This is a genomic window from Streptococcus mitis, assembly GCF_003942995.1.
GTDB classification, from domain to species: domain Bacteria; phylum Bacillota; class Bacilli; order Lactobacillales; family Streptococcaceae; genus Streptococcus; species Streptococcus mitis_CV.
This window is the reverse complement of the sequence record NZ_RJOH01000004.1, coordinates 26,345-47,695: the sequence shown is the minus strand read 5'-3', so window position 1 is coordinate 47,695 and position 21,351 is coordinate 26,345. Positions and strand designations below refer to the sequence as shown.

Genomic DNA, 21,351 nt, shown 5'->3' with positions numbered 1-21,351 from the left:
CTTGCATTTTTTATCGAAAACGGTTACTATTAGAAGTGATAAGATTTTTTGGAGGAATGAATGAATGGAATGGACAACTGAGCGTCGTTATAGACCCTATGAAGATTGGACGCAAGAAGAAATTCAACATATAAAGGAAAATATGGCACAATCTCCATGGCATACTCATTACCATGTCGAGCCAAAAACAGGACTTCTCAACGACCCAAATGGCTTTTCTTACTTTGATGGAAAGTGGATTGTTTTTTATCAGAACTTTCCTTTTGGTGTAGCCCACGGTTTGAAATCTTGGGTTCAATTGGAAAGTGATGATTTGATTCACTTTAGAGAAACTGGAATCAAAGTTTTACCAGATACTCCATTAGATAGCCACGGTGCCTACTCTGGTTCTGCTATGCAATTTGGCGATAACTTGTTCCTATTTTATACAGGAAATGTTCGTGATGAAAACTGGATCCGTCACCCTTACCAGATTGGAGCTTTGATGGATAAGGATGGCAAGATTACAAAGATTGATAAGATCTTGATTGATCAGCCAGCAGACTCTACTGACCACTTCCGTGATCCGCAAATTTTTAACTTCAAGGGCCAATACTATGCTATCGTCGGTGGACAGGACTTGGAGAAAAAAGGTTTCGTCCGTCTCTACAAGGCTGTAGACAACGACTATACAAACTGGCAAGCCGTTGGCAACCTTGACTTTGCTAACGACCGTACTGCCTACATGATGGAATGTCCAAATCTGGTCTTTGTAGGGGAACAACCTGTCCTTCTCTACTGCCCACAAGGATTGGATAAGAAGGTTCTAGACTACGATAATATCTTTCCAAATATGTATAAGATTGGGGCTTCCTTTGACCCTGAAAATGCTAAAATGGTAGATGTATCTCAACTTCAAAACATGGACTATGGTTTCGAAGCCTATGCAACTCAAGCCTTCAACGCTCCTGATGGACGTGCTCTAGCTGTTAGCTGGCTTGGCTTGCCTGATGTTTCATATCCATCTGACCGTTTTGACCACCAAGGAACCTTCTCTTTGGTCAAGGAACTCACTATCAAAGACGGCAAACTCTACCAATACCCAGTCGCAGCTATCAAGGACCTTCGTGCTTCTGAAGAAGTCTTCTCAAATCGTGCTCAAACCAAGAACACTTACGAACTTGAACTCAACTTGGAAGCTAATAGCCAGAGCGAGATTGTCTTACTGGCTGATAAAGAAGGCAAGGGACTTTCCATCAACTTTGACCTTGTAAATGGTCAAGTGACAGTAGATCGTAGCCAGGCTGGTGAACAGTATGCCCAAGAATTTGGAACTACACGTTCTTGCCCTATCGAGAATCAGGCTACTACTGCTACAATCTTCATCGATAATTCTGTCTTTGAAATTTTCATCAATAAAGGAGAAAAAGTATTTTCTGGTCGTGTCTTCCCACATGCGGACCAAAATGGGATCCTGATTAAATCTGGAAACCCAACTGGAACTTACTATGAATTAGATTATGGTCGCAAAACTAACTGATGTCGCCAAACTTGCAGGCGTCAGCCCTACTACCGTTTCTCGGGTTATCAATAAAAAAGGGTATTTATCTGAAAAAACAATTCAAAAGGTAAATGAAGCCATGCGAGAATTGGGCTATAAGCCCAACAACCTAGCTCGTAGTCTGCAAGGAAAATCAGCTAAGTTAATCGGCTTGATTTTCCCCAATATTTCTAACGTTTTCTATGCAGAATTGATTGATAAGCTGGAACACCAACTCTTCAAGAATGGTTATAAGACCATCATCTGCAACAGTGAGCACGATTCTGAGAAGGAACGTGAATACATCGAAATGTTGGAAGCCAATCAGGTGGACGGCATCATTTCGGGTAGTCACAACTTGGGAATCGAAGACTACAATCGCGTGACGGCACCAATTATTTCCTTTGACCGAAATCTGTCGCCAGACATTCCTGTCGTTTCCTCTGACAACTATGCTGGTGGAGTTCTAGCAGCCCAGACCTTGGTTAAGACAGGCGCCCAGTCTATCATCATGATTACAGGAAATGACAATTCTAACTCGCCAACTGGACTACGCCACGCTGGCTTTGCATCTGTTCTCCCCAAAGCACCTATTATCAATGTTTCCAGTGACTTTTCTCCTGTCAGAAAAGAAATGGAAATCAAGAATATCTTGACTCGACAAAAGCCAGATGCCATTTTTGCTTCAGATGATTTGACAGCTATTCTGGTCATTAAAATTGCTCAAGAACTAGGCATTTCTGTTCCTGAAGAGCTCAAAGTCATCGGCTACGATGGGACCTATTTTATCGAGAACTACTATCCTCAACTCGCGACCATCAAGCAACCTTTGGAAGAGATTGCCTGCCTCACTGTTGATCTTCTCTTGCAAAAGATTGAAGGCAAGGAAGTCGCAACAACTTGTTACTTCTTACCAGTTACACTATTACCAGGAAAAAGTATTTAAGTACAAGAAAACTCAGACAAATTCGTCTGAGTTTTTTATGATCTTAAGTTTTCTAAATAATGCTGGGCTGTCTCTAAGTTAAAGGTTTTCTCTGCGATGAGGCGCTCGACTAGGGGAGCTACCTCGGATTCACTGGCTCCTGCTAGGAGAGCTAAGGATTTGGCCTGCAATTTCATGTGGCCTTGCTGGATGCCCGTACTCACCAAGGCTTTGAGGGCCGCAAAGTTTTGGGCGAGACCAATAGACACGATAATCTGGGCTAATTCTTTGGCAGAAGGATTTCCCAATAATTCATGACTGAGAGCTACACGAGGGTTGAGACCAATAGAGCCACCCTTGGTCGCCACAGGCATGGGCAGGGTCATCTCACCGACCAATTCTTCTCTTTCAAGGTCCAGCGTCCATTGACTAAGACCTTGATAGCGTCCATCTCGACTGGCAAAGACATGAGCCCCTGCTTCAATAGCACGCCAGTCATTACCAGTGGCAATCAAAATGGCATCAATACCATTAAAAATCCCTTTATTGTGGGTAGCTGCTCTATAAGGATCAGCTTGCGCCAATTGGCTAGCCAAAGCCATTTTCTCCGCAATTTCTCGTCCTTGATCCTTTTGGCGGCTCAAGTAGCGAAAGGCGATGCGACAGCTTGCCGTCACCAGAGAATCAGTCGCGTAATTAGACAGGATTCCCATAAGACTTTGTCCCTGAGTGAGTTCTTCTAAGACTGGTTTCAAGGCCTCCAGCATGGTGTTGAGCATATTAGCACCCATGGCTTCCTGGGTATCGACATGGAGATACACAACGAGAAAGTCTGTTTCGCCTTTTATCTGTTCTACATGCAAATCACGCGCCCCACCCCCGCGTTTAACGATAGAAGGATAGGCTTGATTGGCAAGTTCCAAGAGCTCCGCCTTCTTGCTGGCAATTTTCTCTTGCGCTTGTTCAGGATCAGCAACTTGATAAAGGGCTACCTGCCCAATCATCTGACGCTCATGAACCTGTGCAATAAAGCCACCTGCACGCTTGATGATTTTACTTGCATAGCTGGCCGCAGCAACCACAGATGGTTCTTCTGTCACATAGGGAACTGTGTATTCCTGACCATTGACAAGGACCTCTGGAACCAGCGAATAAGGCAGAGAAAAAGTCCCCACCACATTCTCACTCAGCTGGTCTGCGACAGTCACGCTAATTTGTTCATCCTGATCCAAACTCGCTTGCTTCTCAGGACTAAGGAGCGCCTGAGCTTTTAACAGCTCAAGGCGCTCATGGTATGATTTTTTAGAAAATCCATTCCAACTTATCTTCATTATTTTTCAACCTTGCTATAACGGCGTTGGTGGTCCACAATTTCAACCAAGGCAAACTCTTGATTTTCATAGCCAGCAAACTGGGCAGAATTTGTTTCATCCAATACCACTTTCTCAAAGAAGACTTTTTCATAGTCTGCAACAGACAGGGCAGTTCGTTGGTTGAGCTTGTTCAAACGGTCTTTATCCAGATAAGCTTCATAACCTTCAACCAATTCACCACTGAAAAACTCAGCCACAGCACCACTTCCGTAACTATAAAGGGCAATTTTATCCCCAGCCTTCAAGCTATCTGTATTTTCCAAGAGAGATAAAAGTCCAAGGAAAAGTGAACCTGTATAGATATTCCCCACCTTTTGACTGTAGAGAATAGACTGGTCAAAATGCTTTTGCAAGAGGTCTTTTTTCTCTTGAGGCAGACTCTTATCCATGATTTTTTTCAAGCCTTTTAGTGCTAATTTAGGATAAGGCAAGTGGAAGCAAACCGCCGCGAAATCATCCAAAGTAAGCTGGTAGCGTTTTTGATATTCAAGCCAAGTCGTTTTCAAACTATCCAAATACTGTTGGGTAGAATAAACACCATTTACATAAGGGGTTGTTGAGTAATTTGGACGCCAAAAGTCCATGATGTCACGAGTCTGAGCGACATTGTCATTATTAAAGGCCATAATGCGTGGATTTTGTGTAATCAACATAGCTACACTTCCAGCACCCTGAGTGGGTTCTCCTGGAGTTTCAATACCATATTTGGCAATATCGCTTGCGATGACCAAGACCTTGGACTCTGGAGAATTTTCCACATGCAATTTGGCATAATGAAGGGCCGCTGTCGCTCCATAGCAGGCTTCTTTAATCTCGAAACTACGAGCAAAAGGCTGGATGCCCAGCAAACCATGCACAAAGACGGCCGCAGCTTTACTCTGGTCAATTCCTGACTCGGTAGCAACAATGACCATGTCAATTTCTTCTCTTTCTTGCTCAGTTAAAATAGAATCACTTGCACTGGCCGCCAAGGTCACGATATCCTCAGTTAGGGGCGCAATACTCAATTCCTTGAGTAAGAGTCCTTTGCTTAATTTTTCAGGGTCAATTCCCCTCGCTTCTGCTAAGTCTTGTAATTTCAAGACATATTGACTGGTCGCAAAACCAATCTTATCAATACCGATTGTCATATTTACCTCTGTTTTATCATTCATTGTAAAAAATCGTTCTATACTATTTTATCACAAATGGCAGTAAAAGAGAGAAAAAAGACTTGATTCACCAAATCAAGTCGCTTATTATTCTAACCATTATGCTATTTTCGTAAGTGAGAATAAAGTCTGAGAATCACTGTTCCGCTAGCCATTCCAATGGAAATCACCAAAGCCAACATAACAACCAAGGTTGCACTAGCAATGGCATGACTGTAATCTCCCGTCACAAAAAAGGCAGTTGTCCGATAGGAGAGATAACCCGGAACCAGAGGTGCCAAGATGGCCAAGATAAAGACCACAGCAGGTGTCTTATAAAGAATACTTAAAATCTGGCTGACACAAGAACCGATAATGGCTGCAATAAAAGTAGCCACAATAACATTGGTCGGTTCCTTGAGCAAAAGATAAATTAGCCAGACAGCCATGCCCAAAATTCCTCCTGGTAAGAGCATAGAACGTTGCACATTGAGTACGATTAAAAAAGTGATAATTGCAAGAAGACTTGCTACTGCCTGTAATAAAAAGGTTGTTAGTGTCATATTAATTCATCAATACCAAGGCGACAGAAGTTCCCGCCCCTAAAGCAAGGGTAATGAGCAGGGATTCAAACATCTTACTCATACCAGAGTTTATGTGGTTGGTCATAATATCACGAACCGCATTGGTCAAGGCAATCCCTGGTACAAAAGGCATGACCGCACCAGCTATAATCAAATCTGCTGTTGAAGGAAAACCTGTGTAGTGAGCCCAAAACTGGGCAATCATCCCAAAGACGAAAGCCCCAGCAAAGGCTGTCACAAAGGGAATTCGGATAAACTTCTCCACATAGAGGGAAAAGGCAAAACCAAATAAGGTAGCCACTCCTGCTCCAAGTGCGTCGTAGATATTTCCACTAAACATAACTGAAAAGAATGGGGCACTAAAGGTTGCAGCCAGAGTCACCTGTAACTTAGTGTAGGAAAGAGGTTGAGCTTGCAAGACCGTCAATTGCTTGAAGGCCGTTTCTAAATCAATCTGTCCTCCCACCAGCTGGCGAGAAATCTGGTTCACATCGCAGACTTTTTCAATATTATAAGAAGAGGAGGTCACACGCTTCATGCGTGAAATATTGGTATTTTCAATGGAGAAAAAGATGGCAGCAGGCATGGCAAGAACATTGCAATCCACAATCCCCTGCGAATGCGCAATACGGATCATGGTATCTTCTACACGATGAATCTCTGAGCCACTTTTGAGAAGAATGGTTCCAGCTAACATAATCACATCGATGACGGCATTTAATTCTCTTGATTCTTCCATGCGTTCCTCCTTTTATCAACTCCTTCTATTCTATCACAAATCTGGAGTCAAAAAAAATCTTTGCCATGAAATCATGACAAAGATTCGTTTAATTACGTGAATTTTCGTGGCTTCCCTCACTACTTGATTGATTAGTAGAATGAGTATCTCCTCGTTGATTTCCTTGCTGGTTCCCTTGACTTGGTGTTGTAGTAGAACCTTGGTTTCCACGTTGGGCTGGTGCTGATGATGTTGTTGACGGCGGTGTTTTCGGTTTGTAAATTGAAATCTTGATGCGTGTCTTATTCAAATCTACCTTTTCACCTGCTCTTGGACTCTGTTCCACGACGGTACCTTCAGCAGTTCCGGAAGGAGCTGTGGTAACTTCTACAACTTCAATGTTGGCTTCTTTTATACCAACAATTTGGATGAGGTTATTTTTCGTAAATTCAAGACTGGAACCTGTATAACTTGGCATGACAACACTTGTTACTTTCTTAGCAATAGTTAAAGTAATTGTTGAGGCCTTACTCAAATCATAAGTTGTTCCAGCAGATGGGCTCTGTCTAAGAACTGTTCCTTCTTCACTCTCGCTTGATTCTTCTTCCTCTATCTTGATGAGATTTTCAGGTACCTTCTTCTGCTTGAGTTCTGCGATAACATCGGTCGATTTACGGCCGATATAATTGCTCAATTGGAAAGATTGCTTGCCTGATGAGACAACCAAATTGATTTTCGTTCCTTCTTTTCGACCAGTTCCAGCGTCAGGATCTGTACGGATAATCCGCCCTTCTTCCACCTTTTCACTAGCCTCTGATTTCTCCTCGCCAATCTCAAAATTGGCTTTCTTGAGGGTTTCCTTGGCTTCCGCCACTGTCTTACCTGCCACATCTGGAATGGCAATGGTTGCAGGAGTTCTGGATAGTATCCAAATAAGAGAAGCTGCCACCAATACAATGCTGGCCAACAAAATCATATAGCGAACTCTAAATTTCCGTTTCTTAACAGGCTTGGTTGCGTAATTGTCCTCTGAAGCCTGCTGACTCGGCTTCGCAGTCTGTGGCTTTGGACTTTGTGTTTGCACCTTAGGAATCGAAGTCAAGGTACTTTGTGGAACTTTAGGAAGAGTCTTGGTGTCAGCCTTAGTGGTATCATTAAACACCAATTTAGGCTCATTGCGACGATTATAAGACAAACTACTAGACAAGTCCACATACATCTCTGCAACTGACTGATAACGATCTGTCAATTTCTTGGCAGTTGCCTTGATGACAACATTCTCTAAAGCCTGAGGCACAGATGGATTCTCAGCTATAACTGACGGCAGTGGTTTCTGGAAATGCTGGAGAGCAATGGTCACCGCACTATCCCCGTCATAAGGGATATGGCCTGTCAGCATCTCATAGAAAATAATCCCCATGGCATAGATATCACTCTGCACAGTCGCCTTCGAACCACGCGCCTGCTCTGGTGACAAGTAATGAACCGAACCCAGCATAGAGTTAGTCTGGGTCAGACTTGTCTCTGCAAAGGCTACCGCAATCCCAAAGTCTGTGACTTTGGCAGTCCCATCTGGTGTCAAAAGGATATTTTGAGGTTTCAAGTCCCTATGGACAATTCCTCTGGTATGGGCCAAACGCATGGCTAGGAGGATTTGTCCCATAATACGGACTGCTTCTTCATTAGAAAGAGGATAGTGTTCCTTGATATAGCGTTTAAGGTCTAGTCCAGCAACATACTCCATTGCAAGATACTGTTGACCGTCTTCCTCACCAATATCTGTTATCCGAACGATATGAGGATGGTCTAGATCTGCCATAGCTCTCGCTTCACGCTGAAAACGAGCTACAGCTATTGGGTCCGTCTGGTAGTTGGTCCTCAGGACCTTCACTGCCACTTCTTCTCCATCTAGAATTAAATCCTTGGCCAAATAGACATCTGCCATGCCTCCTCGGCCAATCTGTTTCACAATCCGATAGCGTCCGGCAAAAATCTTGCCGATTTGGATCATTCTTCATCCTCCTCGTTCATAGAAACAAGGGCAACCGTAATATTGTCTAAACCTCCTGCATTGTTAGCAAAACGCACGAGCGTCGCTGTTTTATCTGCCAAAGGAATATCACTGGTTACAATATCACAAATCTCACTGCCTGAAATCATGTTGGTTAATCCGTCGCTATTAAGTAGGAGATAATCTCCTGTCGCAAGGGTAATCATTCCAAAATCAGGCTGAATTTCGTCTTTTTGACCAATTGACTGGGTAATAATATTTTTCTGTGGGTGGCTAGCTGCTTCTTCAGGTGTCAATTGACCAGCCTTGAGCAATTCATTGACCAAAGAATGGTCGCTTGTTAACTGGTGGTATTCTTCTCCACGAATCAAACCGATACGAGAATCCCCAATGTGGGCATAGATAGCCTGATTGCCAATAATAGCAACAGCCTCGAGGGTTGTTCCCATTCCTTTATAAGCTTCATCTTGTCCCAATTGGTTAATCTTTTGATTTTCAATCTCAAGGTTGTTAGCAAACCATTCACGTACTTCATTAACTGTATCGATTTGAGTATCTACCCAAGCTACACCTAGGTCTGTTACCGCCATTTCACTAGCGATATTCCCTGCGCGATGACCTCCCATACCATCAGCTAGGATAATCATAGTACGTCCAGCTCTATTGACATAGTGGTTGACATAGTCTTGGTTATTTGTTCGTTTCTGACCAACATCTGTTAATAATGAAATTTCCATGTGTTAGTTCCTTCCTAATCCGATATCTTGCGAAATTGACTGATGAAGAATCCATCACTTCCATACAATTCAGGTGTAATGAGGATACAGCCGTCTTTCATGATATCCTTACATTCATGTTCTAGTGTTACCTGCTCAAATTCAGGATGACTTTCTAAAAATGCCTGTACGACTTGAAAGTTCTCCTCTGAGACAATAGTACAGGTACTATAAGTTATTATACCACCTTTGCGTAGTGTTTGACAAACACTACCTAATATTTCTAGCTGAATTTCCTGCAAGGAAGCGAAATCTGCCGTTTCTTTATTGTATTTAATGTCTGGTTTGCGTCGCAGAAGACCAATTCCTGAACAGGGAGCATCTACCAAAATCTTATCAAATGAATCCTGACCAAAAAGCTCATGCACCTTTCTGGCATCCAATTTTTGCGTTTGAATCCGATCTGCAACTCCTAAACGTTGGGCATTTTCTTGGATTAAGTCCAACTTGTGATCGTAAAGGTCCAAAGCCGTAACCTGACCTGTCGTGAGATAAGAGGCTATATGGGCTGTTTTCCCACCCGGAGCCGCACAGGCATCTAGAACCTGCTCATGCCCTTTTAAATCAAGCGTCGGAGCAACAAGCTGACTGGACTCGTCTTGGATGGTAATTGCTCCATCCGCAAACAAATCATGGCCTGCAAAATGCCCTTGCTCCTTAACCAGACCAGAGGGAGACAAGGATGAATCACTGGCCTCCAACAAGACTTGGATTTCTTCTTTTCGTCCTAGGTCCGTTACACGAATACTGACCTTGTTTCGCACCAAAAGACTTTCAAAAATAGCTTGCGCTCGCTCTTCTCCGTATTCTTCCTTGAGCTTAGCAACTAGCCAAACTGGGAGAGAATAGGCAATGGAATCACGCTTGTTTTTTCGCTTGATGCTAGCAATATCTGGCCAGCCTTCACGCAAGATACGGCGAAGGACGGCGTTGACAAATTTTTCACTGCCTTTTTTACGAGTTTTGGATAGTTCTACCGCTTCATTAACCACAGCGTGATTAGGAATCTTGTCCAAATAGCAGAGCTGGTAGGCACTCATAAGAAGAAGGACATAAAGCCAACTGTCTAACTGATCTCTGTCTTCGATAAAGTGGGATAGGTACCATTCCAGAGTCAGTTTACGGGCTACCGTTCCATAGACCAACTCGGTCACCAAGCCCTTGTCTGCTGCCGAAAGTTGACTTCCCTTAAGATGCTTATTCAAGGCGATATTTGAGTATGCTTGATTGATAAAAACATCCTCTAATACCGCTAGGGCTAAACTTCTAGCCGTTTCTACTTTAGTCACCAAATCGTTCTCCTACAGTCAAAGTACGTCCAACTCCGTTGAGGAAGGAAGCAATGTCCATCTTAGGTTTACCAGCTGGCTGCACTTGTTTGAGGGATAGAGCCCCTTCTGCCGTTGCGACAATCAATTCTTTCTTGCCGATAGAGAGAATTTCACCTGGATTTCCCTTACCTTCTACTGGTAGGGCTTCATAAATCTTAAAGCGGTCGCCCTTAAGGAAAGTATGGGCAACAGGCCACGGATTCATTCCACGGATTTGGTTAAAGAGTTGACGATTGCTTTTAGTCCAATCTAGTTTTTCTTCTTCTGGCTTGATATTTGGCGAGAAAGTAACCTGACTTAGATCCTGTGGTTCAGGTTTGATGTCACCAGCAATGTAGCCAGGCAAAGTATCCAAAAGCAAATCACGACCAACTAGCGCCAATTTCTCAAACAAGGTGCCGACATTGTCCTCATCCGTGATAGGAATACTGCAACGAGAAATCATATCTCCTGCATCCATTTCCTTAACCATTTCCATAATGGTCACACCAGCTTCCTCATCCCCTTGAATCAAGGCATAATGGATAGGCGCACCACCACGATGTTTAGGAAGAAGAGAAGCGTGAACATTGACCGCAAAGTCCATGCTATCAAGGAGTTTACTTGGGAGAAACTGCCCAAAAGCAGCAGTCACAATTCCATCCGCTCCTAGCTGCATAATAGTTTCCATCTCTGGACTTCCAGATAATTTTTCAGGTTGGTAGATAGGAAGGCCTGCTTCCTTGGCAGCTTGTTTAACTGGGGTTTCTTGGATCACTTTTTTACGTCCGACAGCGCGGTCCGGCTGGGTCACAACGGCTAGAATTTCGTAACGGTCATCTGTCAAAAGTCCTTTTAAGACTGTTGCTGAAAAGTCGGGTGTCCCCATAAAGATTAATTTTGTCATATCTTCTCCTTCTTATAAAAATTGCTGTGGCTCATGGTCAATGCTGAGACGGAGCTCACTATTTTCCCGTTCTTGAGTCAAGGCCAAGACCTGGTTGAGGGTCGGCCCCAGCTCATCTTCTAAACGGTATTTAATTAAAATCTGGTAATGATAGAGGTTGTGGGTACGGGCAATGGGCTTGGGCGTTGGGCCCAGAATGTTACTAGTCTCTGACAAGCCTGACCGCAAAATGTTCATAACTTCATAGGCACGTTTGACCACCTCTTCTTCTTTCTTGTGAGAAAGGGTAATGCCAATGGTGAAATAGTAAGGCGGATAACCAAGTTGTCGTCTGATACCCATTTCATAGGCATAAAAGCCTTCGTAATCCTGACCCTTGGCAAATCGAATAGCATAGTGCTCAGGATTGTAAGACTGGATTAAGACCTGACCAGCTTTTTCAGCTCGACCTGCACGACCTGCCACCTGAGTCAAGAGCTGGAAGGTTCTCTCAGAAGAACGGAAATCAGGCAGATTTAAGGCCGTATCCGCATTGAGCACTCCGACTAGGGTCACATTTGGAAAATCCAATCCCTTGGCAATCATCTGAGTACCTAGTAAAATATCTGCTTCTCCTCGCCCAAACTGGTCAAGAAGAGCTTGGTGACTACCTTTCTTACGAGTCGTGTCCACATCCATCCGCAAAATACGTGCCTGCGGAAAGAGTTCTGCCAGCTCGTCATAAGCCTTCTGTGTCCCTGTCCCATAGTAACGAATACTTCGGCTCTTACAGTTAGGACAGACCTGAGGAATGTCCTTCGAAAAACCACAATAATGGCAGTTCATGGTCTTGGTATCCATGTGCAGGGTGAGAGAAATGTCACAGTTGGGACAAGTATCCACGGTCCCACACTCTCGACACATAACAAAGCTAGAATAACCACGACGATTGAGCATGAGGACTACCTGCTCTTTTTTAGCTAGACGGTCTTGAATAGCTTCTAGCAAGGGAGGCGTAAAGTTTGACGTCTCATTTTGTCCGATATAGTCCCGAAAATCAATCACTTGAACCTCAGGGATCCTAGCTAAAGGATTAGCCCGTTGGGTCAGACGTAAATGTTGATAGACGCCTTTTCCAGCCCTCGCACGGCTTTCTAAGCTCGGTGTCGCGGAACCAAGAACCAATGCCGCTTGATTGTATTGGGCCCGTAAAATAGCGACCTCTCTGGCATGATAACGGGGATTGCTGTCTTGCTTATAAGTCGCTTCATGCTCTTCATCGATAATCATGACACCTAGATTTTTCAGCGGAGCAAAGATGGCAGATCTGGCACCCACAACAACTTGAGCATCGCCACGTTCCACTTTGCGCCATTCATCATACTTTTCACCATTAGACAAGCCTGAGTGAAGAATGGCCACCTTGTCCCCAAAACGTGCAATAAAACGCTCCGTCATCTGTGGAGTCAAGGAAATCTCAGGCACCAGTAAAATAGCTGTCTTGCCCTTGTCCAAGGCCCCTTGGATAATCTGCAAGTAAACCTCGGTTTTCCCACTTCCTGTAATCCCTTGAAGGAGGAAGGGAGGCTGATGACTGCCAATCGCACTGACAACCGCATCACGCGCCTGCCTTTGCTCTAGATTCAATTCCAAAGGCTGACTTGCCTCAATGCCTTCAAAATAAGCAGCCGAGCGTTGGACTTCTTTTTGAACTATAGTAACAGCACCTTGTTCTACAAAGAAGTTGACTTGCTCCCGTGAATAGGACTCTAACAAACTAGCCAAGGAAGCACTCTCAGGATAAGAAAGCAAATAGTCTCTCAGTTCTAACTTTTTCTTGGCGCGTGTAGAAATCTCGACACCTTCTAATTGAGCAAGGTCAACCTCATACCAAGACTGGGTCTTGACCTTCTTTTGATCAACTGCCTGATATTCCAAACCAAGCAGACCTTTTCTAGTCAAACGCATCATTTCGGCTTGCTTAGCTAAATCCAGAGAAGAAAAGGCAAGCGAATCTTCTGAACCAAACAAGCGCTCTTTGTCTGCCTGACTCAGACCTGCCTTAGGATAGAGAATCTTGTCATAGCTGGAGTTCAGAAATCCCGGTAACATAGCCTTGAGGATGGAAATTTTATAGGAAAAGACTGACTTACGGAGCTCTTCAGCCAGCCAGAGTTGTTCTTGCGTGAGAACAGGAGAAAAATCCAGCACCTCTGCAATATTTTTTAAATCTTGATTAGCCTCTTCTTCATCTGATTGGGACTCCAAACCAAGAACAATTCCTTGAATCAGGCGATTGCCCTTACCAAAAGGTACATGAACCCGCATTCCAACTTCCAACATTCCCTCAAATTCCGCAGGAATTCTATAACTATAGGGCTGGTCCGTCTGCATCAAAGGCACATCCACGATAATCTTGGCTATAGCCATCTTCTCACCTCCTCCTTGTCAGTACATTCTTGCAATAGAAAAAATAAGATTGAGTCCCCCCAACCTTAAATTTTTTCACCATCTTCTTTTTCTTTAGCGATTTGCTCTTTGATTTTCTTTTCTTCTTCTTCTTTGCGACGTTTTTCTTCTTCGATACGGCGACGCACTGCTTCACGTTTTCCTTCTGGATCTGGGTGAATTGTAACGTTTCCTGATTCGATTTCTTCTAAAGCGCGAAGAGTTGATTTTTCAGACTTGAAACCTTGAGTAGCTGGCGCACCTGCTTCCAATTCGTGAGCACGTTTTGCTTCCAAGATTACGAGTGAATATTTTGAAGGAACCTTGTCGAGCAAGGTATCAATAGAGGGTTTTAACATCATTTGCTTGTACCTATTTTCTAAATTTTATCGGGTAGTTGGAGATTTCGGTAACATCTCCTGATAGTGACCAATGACACGATCCACACGGAAATGCTCTGCTTCGATCACACGTTTGACACGCTCAGCAGCTAGGGGCACCTGATCGTTGACAATCGCATAATCATACTCACGCATAAGCGCAATTTCTTCCTTGGCTTTTTCGATTCGTTGGGCAATCACTTCTGCACTATCTGTTCCACGACCTACCAAGCGGTCTTGTAATTCATCCAAATCTGGTGGTGTCAGGAAGATAAAGACAGCATCTGGAACCTTTTTCTTGACCTGAAGAGCGCCTTGAACTTCAATTTCAAGGAAAACATCGATTCCCTTGTCCAAGGTTTCATTGACATAGGTCAGAGGAGTTCCATAGTAGTTGCCGACATATTCTGCGTATTCCAACATCTGTCCTTGACGAATCAGCTCTTCAAACTCTTCGCGAGTACGGAAGAAATAGTCAACACCATCCACTTCTCCAGGACGTTGTGCGCGTGTCGTCATCGATACAGAGTATTGAAATTGGTTTTCAGAACTCTCAAAAATCTCTCTTCTAACCGTTCCTTTTCCAACCCCTGAAGGACCAGAAAAAACGATTAGTAAGCCTCGGTCTGCCATTGTGTCTCCTTTAGTCAGTCTGTGAAATAACATTTCTCTAGAATAATGACAAAAAGCCAGATTATCCTTTACAGTCTTTCTATCTAGTGTAACAAAAAAGCAGTAATTTTTCAACTGCTCTTTCTTATTTATTTAGCATAATCTACTGCACGAAGCTCACGAATCACGGTTACCTTGATATTTCCTGGGTAATCGAGATTGTTTTCAATTTTCTCACGAACTTTGTGAGCCAAGATTGTGACTTTGTCGTCCTTGATTTGTCCTGGATTGACCATGATACGGATTTCACGTCCTGCTTGAAGGGCAAAGCTATTTTGTACCCCTTCAAAGCCGTTAGCAATTTCTTCCAAATCATGGAGACGCTTGATGTAGCTTTCAAGAGACTCACTACGAGCACCTGGCCGAGCTGCGCTCAAGGCATCTGCTGCAGCGACGATCACTGCAATGACGCTCTCAGCTTCAACATCTCCGTGGTGACTAGCAATCGTATTCACCACAACTGGGTGTTCCTTGTACTTACGTGCCAGTTCCATACCGATTTCAACGTGGCTACCTTCAACCTCGCGGTCAATGGCTTTTCCGATATCGTGAAGGAATCCAGCACGACGGGCAAGAGCCGCATTTTCACCAAGTTCGCTCGCCATGATACCAGCTAACTTAGCAACCTCAATCGAATGACGTAAGACATTTTGTCCATATGAAGTACGGAACTGCAAGCGACCCATGATTTTCATCAAGTCTGGATGAAGGTTTGGCGCACCAATCTCATAGGCTGCTGCCTCACCGTATTCACGGATCTTATTGTCAATCTCTTGACGATTTTTCTCAACCAACTCTTCGATACGAGCTGGGTGGATACGACCATCTTTGAGCAACATTTCCATAGTCATACGGGCAATCTCACGACGAATCGGATCAAATCCTGACAAGGTCACCACTTCTGGTGTATCGTCGATAATCACATCGACCCCTGTCAAACTTTCAAAGGTACGAATGTTACGACCTTCACGACCAATAATGCGTCCCTTCATAGTATCGTCTGGTAGGTGAACCGTTGAGTTAGTTGACTCCGCCACATATTCACCAGCGATTCGTTGCATAGCTTGAACCAGGATGTCCTTGGCCATTTTATCAGAACGTTCCTTGACCTCTTGCTCAGCTTCACGAATGCGGCTAGCAATCTCCTTAGTCAAGTTTTCCTCTGTCTGAGCCAAGATAATATCTCGTGCTTCTGCTTGAGACAGGGCACCAATACGCTCTAGTTCAGCTTCTTTTTGTCTTTCGACTTCCTCTAATTGCTCTTCACGTGCATCAAGGTTTTTCGCTCTATCAGAAATACTTTGTTCTTTTTGTTCAAGTGTTTGTTCTTTACTCGTCAAATTGTCGTCCTTACGGTCAAGGCTAGTAGCTCTCTCTGTCAAACGACTTTCGATTTGTTTGAGTTCTTGACGTTCTGATTTGAATTCAGCGTCCACTTCTTCACGGTATTTTCTGGCTTCTTCTTTGGCCTCCAATAGTGCTTCTTTTTTAAGAGACTTGCTTTCACGTTTGGCTTCATTAACAAGTAAATCGGCTTCACGTTCAGCTTGTCCACGTAAATTAGTTGCTTCTTGTTCAGCATTTAAAAGCATCAACTCTGCAGCTTCCTGAGATGATTTCATCTTGGCTGAGATGCTGACATATCCAATGACTAAACCAATGATGACGGCAAAAACAGCAATCGCAAGCGACATGATTTCCATGTTTTTACCTCATTTTATTGTTATTCCGAATGACATACATTCTTTTACATTCTACCATAAAAAAGTGATTTTCACAAACCTAAAATAGAATATGTTTTGGGGAATTTGGAACGCATTTGCTAAAAGAAATTTGTTATTTAGAAATAGTAGTTTAGTAGAGACTTGAGAAAAAGCCTACTTCACAGTAGACTTAGTAATGATCTTTGAAAGACAAGAAAGCCACGCTATCTCCATCCATCATATAAATCAAGCGATTTTCTGCGTCAATACGACGTGACCAGGCTCCTTGGTAGTCATACTTGAGTGGTTCTGGCTTACCTATTCCTGTAAATGGATCGCGTTGAATATCCTTGATTAGCATGTTGATTCTTTTTAGGGTTTTCTTATCCTGAGTTTGCCAGTAGCAATAATCTGCCCAGGCATCTTCTGTAAACTTGAGCAGCATTTCTTACTCCTCAATAACATGGACCTGAGTACTTCCAGCACGAACTTGAGTCATTCCTCGCAAAACCTTGTCTGATAACTCCTTATTTTGAGCGATTCTCAGGGTTTCTTGAATACTATCCCACTCACTCTTTGAAAGGACTACAATGTCCTCATCTGGATTTTTATTGACCACCGTCAAAGGTTCAAACTCATCGTTTACCTTCTTCATGTAGTCTTTTAAATGATTTCGGAATGTTGAGTAAAGAACTGCTTCCATAACCATACCTCATTTTACCTCTTTTCCACTATTATACACGAAAAGAAAGAAATTGTCAGGAACTTGTACAAGATTTTCTTTTCTATCTATTTATTCGTAAAAAATCTCAAAAAGCCTACTTTGCAGTAGACTTAGTTCTTTTCTATTCTAACCGGCACTCTGCCAAAATTCTGCTCTTCTATACTTGGCTTTCCTAGTTGGTAAATCTGGTCTGCCTTTTGAGTCATGGCATCCCAGGGTTCTTTGCCAATTCGGCTAACTAGATTGACCTGCCCTTTCAGAGACTTAAGATGCTGCCTGCCTTTTTCGGTAAATCCAAGGACATGAATCCCTTCTGGCAAATCACTTTCTCTTGCCTGTACTAAGATATAGGTCAAGAGGCGTCTGACACGCGCCTTGGTGTAACGTTTGGTCGCAACCGCTTCTACCAATTCTTCCACAGACTGGGCTGTCTTGATGGCATCCTTGATGCGCACTGCCATTTCTTGATTGACCTGATAAATGGTGGTTAGTTCTGGATTTGACAAGATTTGGTATCGGAGCAAGGGAAAATAGTCATCCCAGCTCACCTTACTAGCCTGCTCAAAAAGGGCAACAGAAGGCATAAAGCATTCTAAGAAATCTTGGTCATTCTGGTGCTGACGAAGGGCTGTCGCCGAGGCAAAGTCCACATCCTTGTCCACAGAATGGTAACCAGCACCCTGACGCTGAATCGGATGCAACTTGATGTTTCGTCCAGCAACTGCTTTGACATATGCAAGAGCAAGAACATGGTTGGGCGTATTGCCTGAAAAATCAAGACCAGCAAATTCCTTCCACATGGCTTGGGTTTTCTGGGGATAGGAAAGAGAATCAGGCAGATTTTCCACAAATTTCTCCATCTCAACACCTTGCTCTGTGTATAAATCAGCAGTTTTTTGATAATCCAGAACTTCCTCTGTACCAAAAGCTAGAGTATCAATGCCCAAACGCGCCAAGATATCCACAGCCCCTTGGGCGAAAAAATCCGCCGCCTGAACACTGACTAAAAAGGGCAATTCCACCACCAGATCCGCTCCATTTTCTAGCGCCATCTGGGCCCGTGTCCACTTATCCACAATTGCAGGCTCGCCTCTCTGCATGAAATTCCCAGACATGGCAACGATTTTCAGTCCCTCAGCCTGCTCCAGTAGGTATTTATGCCCATTATGAAAAGGATTGAACTCCGCGATAATACCTGTAATGGTCATGGTAATCTCCTACTTCTGAGCGACAAAAAACCAACGGGTGCTAGTTTCTGTTGGCTCCTTGTCCTCAAAGTCGGCATAGAGTTTGAAGGATTTGAAACCAGCCTGTTCCAGCAAAATATCATAGGTCAGGACCTCATAAGTCCGCTCCTCATGCACTTCATCGTGGCGACTAAAGGAGCCGTCAGCCTCCTTGATAAAGAAAGTCAGCTCATGGACGATGGAGTGAGGTGCTGCATCCTCATAGGTATCCCAAAGCATAGCGAAGTCTTCTGCATTTTCATGGTAGGAATAGCCTGGAAAAACTTCGTCTGTCTGGTAGGTCGAATGCACATCAAAGATGAAGATGCCATCTTCGTTGAGAGCATTATAGACTTCTTTAAAAACGTCCCCGACTTCCACCTCATCCTGCATGTAGCAGATTGAGTCCGAATAACAGGTGACAAAATCATATTTACCCACCTTAGACAAATCCAGCATATTGCCTTCCATAAAATCAATCTTTTGTTTGGCTGAAGAAGCTCTCTTCTCGGCAATCTTCAACATATCAGCACTCAAGTCCAGGCCAGTCACATCAAAACCAGCTTGAGAAAAGCGAACAGACTGGATACCTGTCCCACAAGCCAATTCCAAGAGTTTCTTTCTCTCCTTAGTTTTTGGCAAGTGACGCAGAGAAAAATCCGTCCATTTATCGTATAAACTATCGTCCATGACTTCATCATAGACCGCCGCAAAGGTTTCATAAGTTGCCATAATCATGATACCAAGAGCCTCCATGGCAAACACCACTCGCTCTTTACCTTTCTATCAATTTTTTCTAAAATAAGCAAATAAAACCCAGTTGACTACAACTGAGTTCATCTTCTAAGCAAGAGCTTCTGAAATATCTACTGAATTCGCCTCATGCCATAGTTTTTCTAGGTTATAGTGGGCACGCATTTCTTCTGAGAAGATATGCACAACGACAGCGCCTAGGTCCAGCAAGACCCAACCTCCAGCTGCATCACCTTCGACATGGCTACCTTTAAAGCCTGCTTGGGCTACTTTTTCACGGATATTATCAGCGATAGCATCCAACTGACGGCTATTCATTGAGCTAGTGATAACAAAGTAGTCCGTCACGCTGGTCAATTCTTGTACGTCAAGTGCGAGGATATCCTCCGCACGTTTCTCATCAGCCGCTTTCACGACTAGTTCTAGTAATTCTTTTTCGTTCATTTAGTCCTCTTTCTAGAAAATATGTTTGTAATCTAGGACATCTGCAAAGCGCCCCTCCCAAATGCCCTCATAAAATTCATTTATCGTTTCTGCTGGAATGTCTTTCCCATCAAACGTTGTGCAAGTTCCTTCTGGAATAATAAGCTGATAGCCATATTCAAAAGCAACCTTGACAGAGGTATCCACACAATATTCTGTCTGCATACCACATAAAACTAATTTGTCAATCCTCTGTTTATCCAAGTATTCTTTTAAACCAGTTTCTTTGAAAATACTGTTATACTTCTTCTGAAAGACCTTTTCATTAGGTTTTCGACTTAAAAGCTCAGATAACTGCCAATCTTCTGATGTTTGAGCTTCAGCGTTCTCAATATGTTGAACATAAATAATTTCGATATTCTTGCTTCTAGCCTGGTTTTGTAAATAAGAAATTTTGTCCAATAGACTATTTGTCTGAAAACCGGTTTCCACTAAAATATTCTGAACATCAATGATTATAAAAGCCGTTTTCATTTAGTCCTCTTTCAAATAGTGCACAAAGGCGTTATAGGTTTCAAGGGTTTGGGGATAGATGGGGAATTCCTGATGAGCTAGATGCTCCACAGTACGAGCTGTTTCGTAGGCCACTGCCTTATTAAGTGACAAACTTGCAATCTCACGCGCCACATCCACTCCAGGAAAGGCACGATTATGCTCGATATAGTCTGCAACGTAGATGACTTTGTCTAGGTCGGTCATCTGACCAGCCCCGACTGTATGGATTTCAATAGCTCGCAGGATTTCTGGATCATGCAAATCCAAATCTTCTTGAATCTTGTAGATACCAACCATGCCATGCCAAACATTATTGCCCCAGTTTTTGAGGTCAGGGTCTAGCTGGTAACGGTCAATCAAGTCTAGAAATTCCTGATCTGACAACTTCTTAGCATAGTCATGAAGAAGGCCTGCTAAACCCGCCTTCTCAACATCTACCCCAAATCGCTGAGCCAGTTCTATGGCTGCACGCTCCACACCCAAGCAATGGGTTAAGCGTTTTTCAGGCAGAAGCTCTGCCATTTTTTCCAACAAAGCCTCACGAGAGCAGTTGATATAGTCTTGATAGGCCATCAGTAGAGCCCCTCCTTCTCGATGTAGTCTAGCACAGGCTGAGGTAGGAGAAAGTTGGGTTTCCGACCTTGGGCAAGGAAGTCACGCACCATGCTGGACGAGATATCCATGAGAGGCACATCCACCCAGATAACTGGATAGGAAGTCCCTGCCTTGTAGCGTGGGCGCTGAACTCCCACAAACTGAACCATATCAACCAGTTCATCAATTCGGTACCACTTAGGCAGATAGTCCACCATATCGGCACCGATGATAAAGTAATAATCCGTATCTGGATTCTTCTCTGTTAAAATCTTCATGGTGTCGTAGGTATAGGAAATGCCCTTGCGCTCCAACTCAATAGTTTCAATATTCAGACCTTCAATCCCCTCAATCGCCAACTCAAGCATCTTGAGACGATGGTGTTCAGGGATTGTTTCCTTTTTATCTACATGAGGAGGTTGGTATTCAGGCATAAGCAGAACTTGATCTAGTCCCAACTGTTGCCGTACTTGGTCCGCAACAATGAGATGAGCATTGTGAACAGGGTTAAAATTCCCCCCTAAAATCCCGACTTGTTTGCGTTTTTTCTCCTTGATTTCTGGCTCCAACTCTACCTTGGTAAAGGGAGTCAATAATTCGATTGCCATAGGCTAGTCTCCTTTATTTCTCTGTAAAAACAG

22 protein-coding genes are annotated in these 21,351 nt (G+C 43.5%); 2 read left to right on the top strand and 20 right to left on the bottom strand.

Going from position 1 to position 21,351, the window contains the following annotated elements:
* Positions 1-64: 64 nt before the first annotated feature.
* On the top strand, positions 65-1,519 hold the full coding sequence (locus D8836_RS03885; RefSeq protein ID WP_125393201.1) for a sucrose-6-phosphate hydrolase: 1,455 nt from the start codon (positions 65-67) through the stop codon (positions 1,517-1,519).
* Positions 1,500-2,465, top strand: a complete 966-nt coding sequence (locus D8836_RS03880; protein WP_125393200.1) for a LacI family DNA-binding transcriptional regulator — start codon at positions 1,500-1,502, stop codon at positions 2,463-2,465. The genes D8836_RS03885 and D8836_RS03880 overlap by 20 nt, the downstream gene beginning before the upstream one ends.
* A 35-nt stretch (positions 2,466-2,500) precedes the next feature.
* On the opposite strand, the gene D8836_RS03875 is transcribed toward D8836_RS03880, so the two are convergent.
* From D8836_RS03875 to D8836_RS03780, 20 genes are all read right to left on the bottom strand, one after another.
* The gene (locus tag D8836_RS03875; protein ID WP_125393199.1) at positions 2,501-3,775 is read right to left on the bottom strand and encodes a hydroxymethylglutaryl-CoA reductase, degradative; all 1,275 of its coding nucleotides are present in this window, start codon (positions 3,773-3,775) and stop codon (positions 2,501-2,503) included.
* The gene (locus D8836_RS03870) at positions 3,775-4,947 is read right to left on the bottom strand and encodes a hydroxymethylglutaryl-CoA synthase (protein WP_185761591.1); all 1,173 of its coding nucleotides are present in this window, start codon (positions 4,945-4,947) and stop codon (positions 3,775-3,777) included. The genes D8836_RS03875 and D8836_RS03870 overlap by 1 nt, the downstream gene beginning before the upstream one ends.
* A gap of 125 nt (positions 4,948-5,072) precedes the next feature.
* Positions 5,073-5,510, bottom strand: coding sequence for a threonine/serine exporter family protein (locus tag D8836_RS03865; protein ID WP_101776490.1), 438 nt, complete (start codon positions 5,508-5,510; stop codon positions 5,073-5,075).
* Position 5,511: 1 nt separating this feature from the next.
* Positions 5,512-6,270 carry a threonine/serine exporter family protein gene (locus D8836_RS03860; protein ID WP_125393197.1) on the bottom strand — a complete coding sequence of 253 codons (759 nt, stop codon included), beginning with the start codon at positions 6,268-6,270 and terminating at the stop codon, positions 5,512-5,514.
* Between the two features lie 88 nt (positions 6,271-6,358).
* Positions 6,359-8,260, bottom strand: a complete 1,902-nt coding sequence (pknB, locus tag D8836_RS03855; RefSeq protein ID WP_125393196.1) for a Stk1 family PASTA domain-containing Ser/Thr kinase — start codon at positions 8,258-8,260, stop codon at positions 6,359-6,361.
* Positions 8,257-8,997 carry a Stp1/IreP family PP2C-type Ser/Thr phosphatase gene (locus D8836_RS03850; protein ID WP_000406255.1) on the bottom strand — a complete coding sequence of 247 codons (741 nt, stop codon included), beginning with the start codon at positions 8,995-8,997 and terminating at the stop codon, positions 8,257-8,259. Before D8836_RS03850 ends, pknB begins: the two co-directional genes overlap by 4 nt.
* 14 nt (positions 8,998-9,011) lie before the next feature.
* Positions 9,012-10,325: a 16S rRNA (cytosine(967)-C(5))-methyltransferase RsmB gene (gene rsmB / locus D8836_RS03845; RefSeq protein ID WP_185761590.1), complete on the bottom strand. Its 1,314-nt coding sequence runs from the start codon at positions 10,323-10,325 to the stop codon at positions 9,012-9,014.
* Positions 10,318-11,253 (bottom strand): methionyl-tRNA formyltransferase, encoded by a 936-nt coding sequence (gene fmt / locus D8836_RS03840; protein ID WP_125393194.1) that lies wholly within the window; start codon positions 11,251-11,253, stop codon positions 10,318-10,320. The genes rsmB and fmt overlap by 8 nt, the downstream gene beginning before the upstream one ends.
* 12 nt (positions 11,254-11,265) lie before the next feature.
* A complete protein-coding gene (locus D8836_RS03835; protein WP_125393193.1) occupies positions 11,266-13,662 on the bottom strand; it encodes a primosomal protein N' in 2,397 nt (798 codons plus the stop codon).
* A 65-nt stretch (positions 13,663-13,727) separates the two neighbouring features.
* Complete coding sequence (gene rpoZ / locus D8836_RS03830) at positions 13,728-14,042, bottom strand: DNA-directed RNA polymerase subunit omega (protein ID WP_000979235.1); 315 nt, start codon at positions 14,040-14,042, stop codon at positions 13,728-13,730.
* A 24-nt stretch (positions 14,043-14,066) separates the two neighbouring features.
* Positions 14,067-14,693 carry a guanylate kinase gene (gene gmk, locus D8836_RS03825; protein ID WP_000775041.1) on the bottom strand — a complete coding sequence of 209 codons (627 nt, stop codon included), beginning with the start codon at positions 14,691-14,693 and terminating at the stop codon, positions 14,067-14,069.
* A 128-nt stretch (positions 14,694-14,821) separates the two neighbouring features.
* On the bottom strand, positions 14,822-16,435 hold the full coding sequence (locus D8836_RS03820; protein ID WP_000404934.1) for a ribonuclease Y: 1,614 nt from the start codon (positions 16,433-16,435) through the stop codon (positions 14,822-14,824).
* 190 nt (positions 16,436-16,625) lie between these two features.
* On the bottom strand, positions 16,626-16,880 hold the full coding sequence (locus D8836_RS03815) for a Txe/YoeB family addiction module toxin (protein ID WP_000924733.1): 255 nt from the start codon (positions 16,878-16,880) through the stop codon (positions 16,626-16,628).
* A 3-nt stretch (positions 16,881-16,883) separates the two neighbouring features.
* Complete coding sequence (locus tag D8836_RS03810; RefSeq protein ID WP_000388574.1) at positions 16,884-17,138, bottom strand: type II toxin-antitoxin system Phd/YefM family antitoxin; 255 nt, start codon at positions 17,136-17,138, stop codon at positions 16,884-16,886.
* Between the two features lie 131 nt (positions 17,139-17,269).
* Positions 17,270-18,367 carry a nucleotidyltransferase gene (locus D8836_RS03805; RefSeq protein WP_000156370.1) on the bottom strand — a complete coding sequence of 366 codons (1,098 nt, stop codon included), beginning with the start codon at positions 18,365-18,367 and terminating at the stop codon, positions 17,270-17,272.
* A 9-nt stretch (positions 18,368-18,376) separates the two neighbouring features.
* Positions 18,377-19,117: a class I SAM-dependent DNA methyltransferase gene (locus tag D8836_RS03800; RefSeq protein ID WP_033678081.1), complete on the bottom strand. Its 741-nt coding sequence runs from the start codon at positions 19,115-19,117 to the stop codon at positions 18,377-18,379.
* Between the two features lie 111 nt (positions 19,118-19,228).
* Positions 19,229-19,582: a ribosome silencing factor gene (gene rsfS / locus D8836_RS03795; protein WP_001003029.1), complete on the bottom strand. Its 354-nt coding sequence runs from the start codon at positions 19,580-19,582 to the stop codon at positions 19,229-19,231.
* A gap of 12 nt (positions 19,583-19,594) precedes the next feature.
* On the bottom strand, positions 19,595-20,095 hold the full coding sequence (locus tag D8836_RS03790; RefSeq protein ID WP_125393192.1) for a cysteine hydrolase family protein: 501 nt from the start codon (positions 20,093-20,095) through the stop codon (positions 19,595-19,597).
* On the bottom strand, positions 20,096-20,689 hold the full coding sequence (gene yqeK / locus D8836_RS03785; RefSeq protein ID WP_000331229.1) for a bis(5'-nucleosyl)-tetraphosphatase (symmetrical) YqeK: 594 nt from the start codon (positions 20,687-20,689) through the stop codon (positions 20,096-20,098).
* The gene (locus D8836_RS03780; protein WP_000963709.1) at positions 20,689-21,318 is read right to left on the bottom strand and encodes a nicotinate-nucleotide adenylyltransferase; all 630 of its coding nucleotides are present in this window, start codon (positions 21,316-21,318) and stop codon (positions 20,689-20,691) included. Before D8836_RS03780 ends, yqeK begins: the two co-directional genes overlap by 1 nt.
* Between the last annotated feature and the right edge of the window lie 33 nt (positions 21,319-21,351).